This window comes from Exiguobacterium sp. BG5(2022), from assembly GCF_031844365.1.
Taxonomy (GTDB): domain Bacteria; phylum Bacillota; class Bacilli; order Exiguobacteriales; family Exiguobacteriaceae; genus Exiguobacterium; species Exiguobacterium profundum.
In genome coordinates, this window is sequence record NZ_JAUZVB010000001.1 from 857206 (window position 1) to 870253 (window position 13048).

Genomic DNA, 13048 nt, shown 5'->3' on the forward strand with positions numbered 1-13048 from the left:
TCAAAAAAGGGTTGCCACACGACATCTTATCCCTTACACTGAGTTGTATATTTATAAATAAAGATTAATAATTATTCATAAGGGGTGTTCATATTTTGAAACAGAAACTCGTATTGGCTTACTCAGGTGGTCTTGACACATCGGTTGCGATTAAATGGTTGGACGAACAAGGTTATGATGTGATTGCAGTCTGTTTGAACGTCGGGGAAGGGAAAGACTTAGAAAAGATTCAACAAAAAGCGATGAAAGTTGGAGCGAAAAAATCAATCGTCATCGATGCGGTCGATGAGTTCGTCAACGAGTTCGCTCGCTATTCGATGCAGGCCCATACATTATATGAAGGCGTATATCCACTCGTTTCGGCACTATCACGCCCCCTCATCTCGAAAAAATTGGTCGAGGTCGCACAGGCCGAAGGCGCCGTCGCTGTGGCCCATGGATGTACCGGGAAAGGAAATGACCAAGTGCGTTTTGAAGTGTCCATTCATGCACTCGATCCTTCACTCGAAATCGTCGCACCGGTTCGGGAATGGAAATGGTCACGTGAGGAAGAAATCGCGTATGCGGCAAAACATCAAATTCCGATTCCAATCGTTCAAGAAGAACCATTCTCAATCGATCAGAACATCTGGGGACGCGCCATCGAATGCGGCATCTTAGAAGATCCTTGGGCAGCACCTCCGGCAAGCGCATATGAGTTAACAGCGGCACTTGAGGACACACCGCATGAACCGACTTATCTTGAGATTGAATTCAAGAACGGAGTGCCGGTTGCTATTGATGGGAAGAGCCAATCGTTCACTGATATCTTAAAAGAGCTCAATATCGTTGCGGGTGCCCATGGTGTCGGGAAGATTGACCACATCGAGAACCGGGTCGTCGGTATCAAATCACGTGAGGTGTATGAGGCACCTGGCGCCATGACATTGATCACTGCGCATAAAGCTCTTGAAGCCTTGACACTCGTTCGTGAAGTGGCGCATTTCAAACCAATTGTCGAGCAAAAATTGACAGAAACAATCTACAACGGACTTTGGTATTCACCGCTCACAAAAGCACTTCTTGCGTTTATCGATGAGACTCAAGCGACCGTCACAGGAACGGTTCGCATGAAATTGTTTAAAGGGCAGGCCATCGTCGACGGACGGAAGTCGCCAATTTCTCTTTATGATGAGGAACTTGCGACCTATACGTCAGCCGATACGTTCGATCAACAAGCAGCTATCGGATTCATCAAGTTATGGGGTCTTCCAACAAAAGTTCAATCAGAGGTGTTGATGGAAAAGGGAGCGTTCGTCAATGAGTAAATTATGGGGAGGCCGTTTCGAGAAGACGGCGAGCGATTGGGTCGATGCATTCGGTGCATCGATTGAATTTGATGCTCAACTCGTCCTTGAGGATTTAGAAGGTAGCATGGCTCACGTGACGATGTTAGGTGACCAGGGCATCCTCTTAAAGGAAGAAGTCACTCAAATCCTTGATGGATTACAACAACTTAAGCAAAAAGCACTCGCGGATGAATTGAAATTCGAGGTGTATCACGAAGATATCCATATGAACTTAGAAGCTCTGCTTCATGAAGCGATCGGACCGGTTGCAGGGAAGATGCATACGGCACGTAGCCGAAACGATCAAGTCGCGACGGACATGCATCTTTACTTGAAAGAACGTGTGAAAGAAGTGATTCAATTGATTGAATCACTTCAGCGTGAATTGCATGCTCACGCTTCAGAAAACGTAGAGACGATCATGCCTGGCTATACGCACCTCCAACGTGCACAACCGATCTCGCTTGCCCATCACTTGCTCGCCTATTTCTGGATGCTAGAGCGTGATAAGGAGCGGTTTACGGACAGCTTGAAGCGGATTGATTGGTCTCCTCTTGGCGCAGGAGCCTTAGCCGGGACAACGTTTCCAATCGACCGTTCCCGTTCAGCTGAATTACTTGGATTCAATCGGGTTTACCCGAATAGCCTCGATGCCGTTAGCGATCGTGACTTCATACTCGAGTTTCTTTCAAATGCATCGATGCTTATGATGCACCTCTCCCGCTTCTGTGAAGAATTGATTCTTTGGGCAAGCGAAGAGTATCGCTTCATTACAGTGTCGGATACGTTTTCTACCGGTTCGAGCATGATGCCACAAAAGAAAAACCCTGACATGGCCGAACTCGTCCGTGGAAAATCGGGTCGAGTGATTGGAAACTTGATGGGCTTGTTGACGCTCATGAAAGGACTTCCACTCGCTTACAATAAAGACTTACAGGAAGATAAAGAAGGGATGTTCGATACGGTCAAGACCGTTCAAGGCTCGCTCAGTATCATGGCGGGGATGATGAATGAACTGACGTTCCACCCGGACGTCATGAAACAAGCGACCGAGCGCGATTTTTCTAATGCGACCGAACTCGCCGATTATTTGACGGCAAAAGGGTTACCGTTCCGTGAGGCGCACGAGGTGACTGGAAAACTCGTCAAATATTGCGTGGATGAGCGATTGTATTTACGCGAGCTTCCAATCACGGTGTACCAAACGTACTCTGAATTGATTCAAGAGGATGTGTATCATGCCTTGACCCCTGAACAGGCAGTCGCACGTCGAAACAGTTACGGCGGAACAGGATTCGATGCCGTCCGTGAACAGTTGAAAGAAGCTTCGGCATGCATGAGCACGATCACCTATTCTTAATCATCTTGAACCCGTCACGTTAATCTGTGACGGGTCTATTTATCCTGTTCATTCAGACGTTCAACGAAAGAAGGAAGACCTTTTTCTAGTAGAAGATCGAATACCTCCATCATCTCATCAATGGAATTTTCATTGACGTCTAGTAGATATTGCAAGACGACCCCATCGACTGCCGCAATCAGCCATGAACTGAACGCATTGTTTAGACGAGTGTTTTCTAGTCCGTACAAATGAATCAGGATTTGTTCGATCTGTTTTGTCCATTCTGCATATTTGTCCTTTAATTTCAGTTGTGCATCCATATTACCAAGTAGTACTTCATGAGCAAAATGATACTGCAAGCGGTTCTCTGCATCTTTATGAAAGCGTTCCGCCGTATTTCGTGCAATCTCCATTTTGATACGTTCTTTTGAATAGGCATCGTCTGTCATTTCTTTGGCGATTTGAGAGGAAACAGACAAGCTCTCATTCATTAAATCGTACAATAGATCTTCTTTATTTTTGTAATGATGATAGATGGCTCCTGTCGTCATATTCGCCTCGATTGCAATCGCTCTGACTGTTGCCCCGTTCACCCCACTTCGAATAATGACCGTTCTGGCTGCATCTAGAATTTTATTTTTACCGTCCACTATTATTCTCCCCTTTCGAGTCCACTTTAGAATAACATAGCTCTACCAATGCGAGTGCTCAGGACTAAATTTTGTGAAATAATTCACATTGACTAAATAGGATTGTCCGCCTATACTAAAAACATAACAAACGTTATGTTTGTTAAATTCAAATGAGAAGGTGAATGGAATGAACGTTTGGCCGCATGTAATCTCGATGCCACTCTATTTAGGTTTATTATTAGGAATCATCGTTTTTTTCAGAAAGCACTATAAACTGTCCGCCTACTTTTGGCTCGCTTCGTTATTGACCATCCCACTATGGATGATGGGGAATGTTGATGGATGGTTTCGTTGGGCTAAAATTGTGAGCGTTATCATACCGACGATTATCGTTGGTTTCTCTCGAATCGCCATTTACGAGAACAAACAAGGACGGATTTGGAACTTTTTAAAGCGTGACGAATTTTTATGGTTCTTCTATGCCATCTTGTTTTTAAATATCGCAGAAGCCACGATTAAAGATGTGACACTCGGCAACTACTTTAATGCCGCCTGTGGATTTTTACTCTGTGTGACGATTCCTTTCGCACCGACTTTTTGGAAGTTTGCGAAAGAAGGATACGCCGATCTCGTAGCCTATACGACTGGGTCATGGAATTTTATATACACGTCATGGAACGCATGTTTCGTCTATGCAGAATCTCCAACTTATTTTGCCAGCTCGCTCTGCATCTTGCTTGCGGCAGAACTGTATCCGGTCATCAAGGGACGACCAGAGCTTTACATTACCGCTCGTATTTACACGCTTGCAGCCCATTTATTGATTCGCGCATGCTATGACATCTTCCCGCAAGTCATGAACTCTTCGACCTGGTTCAACCCGGAGGTATTGAAATCATGGGGAATGATTAATTTTGTGATCATCGTTCCTTACGTCTTCTGGCATATGTGGCAACTTCATCACAATAAGGCCATCATCAGCTTCAAAAGAGCCAAAGTATCATGATGGAATCGAATATGTGAACGTATGATTTCGATTGCTCAATAGTGAACAATTAACTGATGTAAGGAGGAGATTTGAGTGGGAATTCTGTATGAACGAATCGATCTCGTTGGATGGGGAATTGGGTTATTTGTCTTGTTTAGCTTGATGGCTTTCAATGAATTCAGTCGCACGACTAAATGGGGAGGAATAATGTTATTCTTGATAGTCCCGACTATACTGACCCTATTTGTTTGGCCGACTACCGCAGCACCAGGGAATGAATATGGAACGGGTACTTGGTTCAACTGGGTGAAAACATATTCTGCTCTCGCCGGCTGTCTCGGTTTCATGATTATTCGATATCGGCCCTCGCTATTACGAAAGAAATGGGTCTTATTCTTTCCACCGGGGATTTTGGCACTGAACATTTTAGAAGCTTGTATCCGAGACTTTCAAGTATACTTCTATAACGTTCCCGATGGCGCTTATATCGATCACCTTTGGGTCATGTCCGGACCTTGGAATCTAATGAACGGTTTTGCCGGATTATTGAACATCATCGCCATCTGCGGATGGGTTGGAATCAATATTTCGAAAGATCAATCAAAAGATATGATATGGCCCGATATGATTTGGCCATGGATCATCGCCTATGATTTATGGAATTTTGCTTACGTTTATAATTGTATCTCTGACCACTCGTTTTACGCGGGATTGATTCTGCTCCTTTCGTGTACCATTCCTTCTTTCTTTATTAAAAAAGGAGCTTGGTTGCAACATCGTGCCCACACGTTGGCTTTATGGATTATGTTCGTCATGACAGTTCCGGCGTTCGCCGACCGATTAGCTCCCGTACCGTCGACACATGACCCGAGAGCTTTCTTTATCGTCAGTCTGCTCTCCCTCTTATTCAACGTGGCACTTGTCTCCTATCAATTTTATCGGATCCGTCAACGACATCTTCATCCACTCAAGGATGAGCTTTATGTTGAAACGAAGGCATATCAGACAGCTTTGAGTCAAAACGGGCTGTCTTGAAATAATTCTTGCCAACCCCTTCTCAACATGTTAACTTTTATATTGTTAACGTTAACTGAAAAGGGGTTTACATATGAAGATTCAAGATATGACTCAAATCGCCTTCGGCGCAGCACTCATCGCAAGTATCGGTTTCATCGAAATACCGATTGGACCCGTTCCGATCACCCTTCAAACACTCGCCATCATGACCATCGCCGGCATATTCGGTGCTCGAAAAGGATTTTTGGCAGTCATCGTGTACCTCCTGCTCGGCTTGATCGGACTTCCAGTATTGAGTGGTCAAGGAGGTCTCGCACCATTTGTAGGACCAACTGTCGGATATTTAATCGCCTTTCCGATTGCAGCGCTCTTCATTGGCTGGTTCAGCGAACGCTATCGCTCCATTCCAGCATTGATTGGTTATAACTTTTTATTCGGTCTAGGGCTCGTCTACTTACTCGGAAGTATCGGACTCGAGATCGTTCTCGGTATGTCGTTCATTGATGCGCTCAAAGTGAATATTCCATTCCTCTTCGGTGACGCTTTGAAAGCAGTGCTCGCAGCCATATTAGCTGTGAAAATTTCTCAGAACGTTCAAGTTCGTCGTTCCCTCGCTTCGTAAAGGTTCGAACGTTTCACCCGTTTCCATCTGTGGAATAACTGTAGTATGGAAGGGGGTGTCCCGATGAGCGACTCGACGTTTAAAAAACGCTTACAGAAAGCGACCCACTTTTACCAACGCTCTGACAAAGGGCAGCGTCAAGGAATCGATAAGTCGTCTCATGAGAAACGTGACACAGATGCGTTTGAGCGAAGACTCCGTGAGGCTAAAGCGAAAGTTGGCGAGATTCAAGAAAACATTGACCATATTGCTAGACGTTAAAACCCCGTCCGAAGACGGGGTTTATTTTTTGCGTGGTCGAATGAGGAGGGTGACGATGAACAGAAGCGCTAATGTGACGAGAAGTGCAAGTGATGCCGTATTCCACCCTATCAAATTCAACCCTACACTGATGGCGACCGTGATATAAAATCCACCGAGCGCTTTTTTGACGTGCTGCGAGCTGAAACGTTGTAGCTGTTTCGCCCCAAATGGCGATCCGATCATGGCACCCGCAATCAGAGCAAGACCGTGCAGATAATTCGTTTCAGCACCCGCCACCGCGTAACTGATGACACCGGATACGACGATGAGAAGCGCTGCCGTAATACTCGTTCCGACCGCACGCTTCATCTCTGTGTTCAACAACTTGACCTGAAGAGGAGTCAAGACGAATCCACCGCTTACTCCCATCAACGAGGAGATGAACCCCGCGAACACACCGATGATCCCAAGGCGTGGTACAGAGTCCGTTCCGACGCTTCCTTCCACATGCTGTTTCGAACGAAAGAAAGAAACCGCAAAATATGTGAGTAATGCGATATAGACGAGTGAGATGATCAGTGTCGCCCCATCGACTCCTTCTAAATAAAAGACAAGCGGTGTGGCAATCCAGGTCCCGACAATCCCGAACACACCGATCCATAAGGCGTGCGACACGTTCACGTTACGCAAACGGATATGCGAGATCGTTCCTGCCGTCGTTGATCCAAGCGTCAACATCAGGCTAAGGGCAATCGCTGCACTCGCTTCATACCCGAAGACAAGGAGAAGTGGTGTCAGTAAGATTCCACCACCAATTCCAAAGAATCCACTCAAGATTCCGATTAACGTTCCTAAAAGGAGAAACTGTAATACTTGTAAAACGTCCATGTTGTACCCTTCCTTCATTGGTCTCGTCTGCAATCATATCAAAAAGGGGCGTCGAATGCGCCCCTTTGCTTACAATGACCGTTCTAGAAACTCGAATATTTGTTGACGATATTCATTCTGGAATGACTGGTACGATCCGACATGACCTTCGTTATCAGTCACCCAAAGTTCGACGCGTTCTTGTGCTTCAGCCAATTTTTCACTTTCAGAAACAGGAATCGCATCATCGCCTTTACTGTGGATCAATAAGATAGGAGCCTCAATCAACTTGATATCCTGAATAGGAGATACGACATCGGCATCGAGACCGGTGAACCAAGGGGTCACAGTCATGATGACGGGCGTGAACGGAACGTTCGGCAAGTCACTCCATACCGGAAGATTTGTCTCGAGATAATTTCGTAAATCACTAAACGGACTGTCGGCGATGACTGCAGCAACTTCGACATCATCAGCTGTAGAGAGTGCTGTCGCCGCTCCCATTGAAATCCCATATAAGACAACCGGTCCTTCTGAACGACCTTTCGCATATTGGATGGCCGCTTTTAAATCGGATTGTTCTTTAGCGCCGACCGTGACTCGGTCACCCTCTGATATCCCTGAACCGCGAAAATCGAACGTTAAAAATTGGTATCCTTGTTCATGAAATTCTGGAATCAACTCTTTCAACGGTAAATCTTCCTGTTCACGGTTCTTCCCATATCCGTGGGCAAAGACGATGGTCGCACGCGGCGTAGGATGAGGAATCCACCATCCGTATAAGTCATATCCTTCCTCCGATTCGATTGTCACATTCTCGTACTTCAAACCAAGTGATTTCGGGGTGTATGTCAATGTTTCCCGCTCCGGTGACGTCAACTGGTCCCCAATATGAGCCGAGATTCCTCCGATAGCCAAACCGGCAACGAGTAAAATGATGAGTACCGCAATACTCAATAGTTTCATCCAACGATTCATCCGTAACTTCCCCTCGATTCTATTTACTCTATCTCAACCAGCTACGAAGCGCGATGAGCGCATGTTGGACTGGTTCCCATGTGCTAGACGGAATGAGATAACATGTCGCTTCATGGATAGAAAATGTTCGCACATCCTTTTGTTTGACGATGTTCTCGCCGATTGCGCCAAACGGATCGCTGTTCACATCGACATGTTCAAATGTACGCCACTTTCGCTCCCCTCGTTCTATAACAGCACAACCGAATGATTTGGTCGGACCGTCAATTCCGTACTCGGCATAATGCCAGAGTGTCGTCGCATCGAGCGGAGACCCAAGGTGAAGGATTCGTGCGTTTCGTTCAATCATTCGCTCGATAGGTGAACCTGGACCGAACCCGACATCGATAGTATGACCGGACACGATGGCTTCAGCCCCATCGCCCCAGGCGGCAACAGACCACATCGGATGGGAACTACGATATACGTGCGGATAGCTTCGGAACAGTTCCGGCACACGTCCCATGCCACGTGTCGCTGTTTTATCAGCTTCGTACGGAGGCATCTCCGCGCGAATCGTCTGCCACCATTCCACGGGGACAGGTGGCGCTTCCCATTCAGCTGGGTCTGAATTGTCTCCGGTCTGGGTCGCCATCATAATCAACCCAGATGGACCGACCACTTCCTGAATCGCTTCAATGACGGTCTGCGCCCCTCCACATACCCAACCGAGTTTTGAGAGCGACGAATGGACAAACAACGCCTCTCCCGAGCGAACGCCGGCTTCTTTTAACTTTTCGATGAGACTCGACTTCGTCACCATCTTTTTCACAACCATCACTCCACAATCAGCTGGATCGACGACCCGCTTCTAGATTTTTTCACTTCAATCCGTGCATCGACACGGTCTTTCAATTCTTGGACATGACTGATGACGCCGACGAGCCGACCGGTCGCCTGTAAAGACATCAATAATTCAATCGCCTGGTCTAGAGATTCGGCATCGAGCGTACCGAATCCTTCATCGATGAGCATCGTTTCAAGACTGATGCCCCCACTCAGCTGTTGGACCACCTCCGCAAGTCCAAGAGCGAGTGACAACGACGCCTTAAACCCTTCACCACCAGATAAATTTTGTACACGACGCGATTGTCCGGTATAGGCATCAAAGACGAGAAGCTCAAGACCAGATTTGGCATTCCCTTTCGCCGTCTCGACTTTCCGCTCAAGCCGGAACTGACCGCTCGTCATCTGATCCAAATGAATGTTGGCCGCATGAAGGATCTGATCAAAAAAGGCGGTTTGAACATATGTCTCAAACGTCATTTTCTGTGGGTTGATTCCCTTCCCCGTATCCGCAATCAATTTGATTGTCTCTAATTTCTGCTCTTCTTGCGCCGTCTGTTCGCGAAGGGTATTCCATTCCGAGATGACGTGTCTATGTCGAGACAAGGCATCTTGGGCTGTGATCAGCTGTTTCGACGCCTGCTCACTGCATTCAGCCACTTCCTTCACTTTCATCTCCATCTCATGCAGGTCTGGTCGCTCCTGATTCTTCAGTTTTTCTTCAATCATCTGTTTATGGTGTCGGAGTCGAACACCTTCTTCCTCCTCACGTTGCAACTGTTCACGAATCATTGTCCGCTTGTCGATTTGATTGGCGTATGATTCATAGCGTTCACGCGTCAGATGTGATGCTTCTAGCTGATTGACCCAAATGGTCTGCTGGGCATCATACTGCTTCGATGCTTCAGTCAACTGTTCACGGATCAATGACAGTCGTTCTTCCTCTTTCCAAAGTGCTTTTTTCACCGTCTCAAACTCAAGGTCGTACGCTTCGACTTGTTTCATCAACATCGAGATGCGGTGCTCAAGGTCGGCTCGCTCGCGCTGCAACGCATCGAATGTCGTTTCTTCACTTTGACCGAGTGCGTACAGACTTTGTTGCGTCATTTCAAGTTCGGATACGACACGCTCCCGCTCTTCGAACTGTTGACGTCGCTCTTGCTCTAACTCTCGGATTTCTGCTGACAGTTGGCGAAGTGTCCGTTCGTTCTCTTGATGCATTCGTTCTTCCCGTTGCAATCGTTCTGCACGTGTTCGCCACTTATTGAGTTCTTCTGTGATATCCCCGTCGAATTGAATGTCTTTCGAAGCTTGATCTAGTTCTTTTCGGACTGCTTCAAGTTGTTGATAGAACGAACGATAGTCCGCTCTCGCTTCGATTAAGCGTGTGGACAAATCATCAAGACGGGCCACGGCCGCATCCCGCTCCGCGATGTTCGTAACGGTTTCTTCGTGTTGTGGGATATCATGATGACGAGAACCGCATACCGGGCATGGCTCACCGTCTACAAGCGTTTCACTCAATTGTCTCGCTAGTAGTAACTGTTCTTGCAGTGTAAACGTGGAGACCACTTCTTGTTGGGTCACGTACTGTCGTTGAATGTCCTTGCCCGTCCGTTCACATTCGTCGAGTTGTTTTGATAACTCACTCGCTTTTGCTTCAAGAGAGGCCAGATGCACCAATCGGTCGACATGACGTTCGGCATCGACTGCTCGTTCGCTAGGTTCAGACTTTATGCTCTCGACCAATTGTCGTTCTTTTTCTTGAAGTTCTTGTAACCGAGATTCTTTTGAAAACGTGGCCAATTGTTTTGCACGATTCATCAGTTGGTCACGAAGGGTCACAAGTGTGGTGCGTTCCTTTATTCTTGGCATCATCTCATCGACAATCCGTAGTCGCTCTTTACGAGAGATCACTTCTTCTTTGTCCTTTTCAATCGTTGGTTGTCGCTCCACTAACTTCGATTGGGTGGATTGCAAGTGCTCTAATTTTGTCGAGGAGGTCTGTTCTTCCATCGTTAGCCGACGAACGAGTTGCTCTAGTTCCTGTAACCGTTCAAAGACTGGACGAATGTTTGCCGCCACCTCTAAATTTGTTAGCAGTTCACGTGTCTCATTTCGAATCGATTCACCGTTTAAAAAGATTGCAAGTGCTCGATCGGTCTCTTCTCGCTCCTTGAACAGCGTGACGAGTGATTTTGCTTTCTCAAGCGCTTCTCTTGCCTCTTCCAGTGCTGTCGCATACAGTTGTTTCTGGGTTTTGGCCGTATCACATGTTGTCATCAGATATTCTTCACGCTCGTCAAGCCAACGTTGAATCTCCTCGATGGACTGGGTCGACACCTCTTCGATTGCTTCATCTTCGAGCTCTAATAACTTGAGTCGCGTCCGCTCGACCGCCCATTCCACTTGTTTTCGATACGCGCTATAGCGTTCACCCCACTTCTCCTGAAACGTACGATATGCCTCAGTTTTGAAAATGGATTGGAGGATTTGTTGTTTTTCATTCGAGTTCGAGTCGAGTAATTGTCTAAATTGGTTTTGAGGGAGCAACAAGATTTGACTGAACTGTTCATACGATAATTGTAAAATCGATTCGATTCGTTCTTGTACCTCGTTCACCTTCGTCGCCAGCGGCTTCCAACCGTCCTCCCATTCATAGAGGATGGCCTCGTGCGGAATTGGCGTCTTATTTTTCGGATGAGGTTGTTGCGGCTGTCTTACGATCCGATAGCGGTCACCTCGAATCGTGAACGAAAAATCTACTTCCGTCTTCAACTCGGGTTGTGCATACTGGCTTCTGAAGTCACTAGCATTTCGAAGCGACCCACTCGCCCGGCCATAAAGGGCGAACGTCATCGCATCAAAAATGGTCGTCTTCCCGGCGCCCGTCCGACCGCTGACGACAAACATCGAGCGACCAACCAACTGGGTGAAGTCAATCGTTTCACGTTCTGCATACGGTCCAAATGCTTGAATCATCAATTCAACCGGTCTCATTAGACATCACCTTCTTCTATCATTTGCTTCACGGCATCTGAGGCAGCGCGATCATGTACGGCCTCAAAAAATTGGAGATATACCTCTTCTACTGACTGTCTTTCGAGCGTCTCGCGTTCAAACGTGGATGTCTGCTCCTGGCGACGTAACAGTTCCAATTCAAGATGAAGGATATTCGGATAGACAGTCCGAAGTTTCGCCATCGGATCATGAAGCGCCGTATCATCGGTCAATACAATTTTAAGGTAATCATCTGTCTTTTGTTGCTGATAATAAGTTGGGGCAAGGAGTTCGTTCAATGTTCCGGTGAGTTGTCGCATATCCCGCTCTGGTGTCAAGGCACGGCGACGACGTGTCCATTGACCTTTCCATTCCAGAACGTCGACGGATTTTTCATGATTGACCTCGGAAAACGAATATTTCATGAGCGACCCACTATATGCAATTCTTTCTGATTGAATCGCATCACGATTATGTAAATGACCTAATGCCGTATACGAAAAAGGCTCATATAACCCTTTGGCGACCTGTCCTGCCGTGCCAACAGATAGTTGACGTTCTGAATCCGTCTCCAGTCCTCCCGCTACAAAACTGTGGCCAATCGTCACGGCATTTTTTTCGATCATACCGAAAGCTTCAATGACCGCCTCCAGTGCATCATGATGCGTTCGAATCGAGTCGATACCGAGGATATGCCGTACACGAGCCGGCTCAAGGAATGGAATCGGATAAAATGGGACTCCTGCTACATCAAGGGGACCAGATGTCGGGTCTAGCTTCCCGACGATGTGAAGTCCTACTTGTCTCAATAACTTCGAACTATATTCGAGACGTTCTGCCGAATCATGGTTTCCTGCGATGGCTACGACTGGGATTCCGCGGTTCAAGACGAGCTCTCGCCACATCTCATCGAGTAAATCGACCGCCTCGACGGGAGGGACGGCTCGGTCATATAAATCCCCTGCGATGATGACCGCATCGGGTCGTTCCTCATCTACGATTTGTAAAAAAGAATGGAATAAGATATTCCGTTGATCTTCTGTCATATGTCGACCGTGGACGATCTTACCTAGATGCCAATCGGCCGTGTGAATCCATTTCATCACGTATCACCTCTCTTTCCTATTCTAGCATGAGTCATTCGTATGATTCGACGTCTTGACACCCGTTTTTGAAACAGCGAAAGTAAGAGGAGAGGAGGACTTC

The 13048-nt window shown here is 46.9% G+C and carries 12 protein-coding genes; 6 read left to right on the plus strand and 6 right to left on the minus strand.

Annotation, left to right across the window (positions count from 1 at the left end):
- Nucleotides 1-92: 92 nt before the first annotated feature.
- Together Q9R25_RS04445 and argH are read left to right on the plus strand one after the other, a co-directional pair.
- Nucleotides 93-1307, plus strand: a complete 1215-nt coding sequence (locus Q9R25_RS04445; RefSeq protein ID WP_214691273.1) for an argininosuccinate synthase — start codon at nucleotides 93-95, stop codon at nucleotides 1305-1307.
- Complete coding sequence (gene argH, locus Q9R25_RS04450) at nucleotides 1300-2688, plus strand: argininosuccinate lyase (protein ID WP_311282854.1); 1389 nt, start codon at nucleotides 1300-1302, stop codon at nucleotides 2686-2688. The genes Q9R25_RS04445 and argH overlap by 8 nt, the downstream gene beginning before the upstream one ends.
- Nucleotides 2689-2723: 35 nt before the next feature.
- Here the strand turns inward: argH and Q9R25_RS04455 are convergent, their stop codons facing one another.
- Nucleotides 2724-3320, minus strand: coding sequence for a TetR/AcrR family transcriptional regulator (locus tag Q9R25_RS04455; RefSeq protein ID WP_214690831.1), 597 nt, complete (start codon nucleotides 3318-3320; stop codon nucleotides 2724-2726).
- 169 nt (nucleotides 3321-3489) lie between these two features.
- Here Q9R25_RS04455 and Q9R25_RS04460 point away from each other — a divergent pair, with 169 nt between their 5' ends.
- The 4 genes from Q9R25_RS04460 to Q9R25_RS04475 all read left to right on the plus strand — a co-directional run bounded on the left by Q9R25_RS04460 (nucleotide 3490) and on the right by Q9R25_RS04475 (nucleotide 6190).
- Nucleotides 3490-4308: a hypothetical protein gene (locus Q9R25_RS04460; protein WP_214690830.1), complete on the plus strand. Its 819-nt coding sequence runs from the start codon at nucleotides 3490-3492 to the stop codon at nucleotides 4306-4308.
- A gap of 75 nt (nucleotides 4309-4383) precedes the next feature.
- The gene (locus Q9R25_RS04465; RefSeq protein ID WP_215243877.1) at nucleotides 4384-5325 is read left to right on the plus strand and encodes a DUF5692 family protein; all 942 of its coding nucleotides are present in this window, start codon (nucleotides 4384-4386) and stop codon (nucleotides 5323-5325) included.
- A gap of 73 nt (nucleotides 5326-5398) precedes the next feature.
- A complete protein-coding gene (locus tag Q9R25_RS04470) occupies nucleotides 5399-5929 on the plus strand; it encodes a biotin transporter BioY (protein ID WP_012726424.1) in 531 nt (176 codons plus the stop codon).
- Nucleotides 5930-5992: 63 nt separating this feature from the next.
- Nucleotides 5993-6190, plus strand: coding sequence for a hypothetical protein (locus Q9R25_RS04475; RefSeq protein WP_012726425.1), 198 nt, complete (start codon nucleotides 5993-5995; stop codon nucleotides 6188-6190).
- 21 nt (nucleotides 6191-6211) lie between these two features.
- Here Q9R25_RS04475 and Q9R25_RS04480 read toward each other — a convergent pair whose 3' ends face one another.
- The 5 genes from Q9R25_RS04480 to Q9R25_RS04500 form a co-directional block, all read right to left on the minus strand.
- Nucleotides 6212-7060 (minus strand): sulfite exporter TauE/SafE family protein, encoded by an 849-nt coding sequence (locus Q9R25_RS04480; RefSeq protein ID WP_074036900.1) that lies wholly within the window; start codon nucleotides 7058-7060, stop codon nucleotides 6212-6214.
- A gap of 69 nt (nucleotides 7061-7129) precedes the next feature.
- Nucleotides 7130-8017 carry an alpha/beta hydrolase gene (locus Q9R25_RS04485; RefSeq protein WP_047795254.1) on the minus strand — a complete coding sequence of 296 codons (888 nt, stop codon included), beginning with the start codon at nucleotides 8015-8017 and terminating at the stop codon, nucleotides 7130-7132.
- A 28-nt stretch (nucleotides 8018-8045) separates the two neighbouring features.
- Nucleotides 8046-8834, minus strand: a complete 789-nt coding sequence (locus Q9R25_RS04490) for an AAC(3) family N-acetyltransferase (RefSeq protein WP_047795253.1) — start codon at nucleotides 8832-8834, stop codon at nucleotides 8046-8048.
- Entirely contained in the window at nucleotides 8834-11842 is a 3009-nt protein-coding gene (locus tag Q9R25_RS04495) for an AAA family ATPase (protein ID WP_311282856.1), read from the minus strand. The genes Q9R25_RS04490 and Q9R25_RS04495 overlap by 1 nt, the downstream gene beginning before the upstream one ends.
- A complete protein-coding gene (locus Q9R25_RS04500) occupies nucleotides 11842-12945 on the minus strand; it encodes an exonuclease SbcCD subunit D (RefSeq protein ID WP_311282857.1) in 1104 nt (367 codons plus the stop codon). The genes Q9R25_RS04495 and Q9R25_RS04500 overlap by 1 nt, the downstream gene beginning before the upstream one ends.
- Nucleotides 12946-13048: the final 103 nt, after the last annotated feature.

Coding starts and splice junctions, on each gene's coding strand:
- argH (WP_311282854.1), top strand. CDS start 1,300: ATGAGTAAATTATGGGGAGGCCGTTTCGAGAAGACGGCGAGCGATTGG.
- Q9R25_RS04460 (WP_214690830.1), top strand. CDS start 3,490: ATGAACGTTTGGCCGCATGTAATCTCGATGCCACTCTATTTAGGTTTA.
- Q9R25_RS04470 (WP_012726424.1), top strand. CDS start 5,399: ATGAAGATTCAAGATATGACTCAAATCGCCTTCGGCGCAGCACTCATC.
- Q9R25_RS04475 (WP_012726425.1), top strand. CDS start 5,993: ATGAGCGACTCGACGTTTAAAAAACGCTTACAGAAAGCGACCCACTTT.
- Q9R25_RS04480 (WP_074036900.1), bottom strand. CDS start 7,060: ATGGACGTTTTACAAGTATTACAGTTTCTCCTTTTAGGAACGTTAATC.
- Q9R25_RS04485 (WP_047795254.1), bottom strand. CDS start 8,017: ATGAATCGTTGGATGAAACTATTGAGTATTGCGGTACTCATCATTTTA.
- Q9R25_RS04490 (WP_047795253.1), bottom strand. CDS start 8,834: ATGGTTGTGAAAAAGATGGTGACGAAGTCGAGTCTCATCGAAAAGTTA.
- Q9R25_RS04495 (WP_311282856.1), bottom strand. CDS start 11,842: ATGAGACCGGTTGAATTGATGATTCAAGCATTTGGACCGTATGCAGAA.
- Q9R25_RS04500 (WP_311282857.1), bottom strand. CDS start 12,945: ATGAAATGGATTCACACGGCCGATTGGCATCTAGGTAAGATCGTCCAC.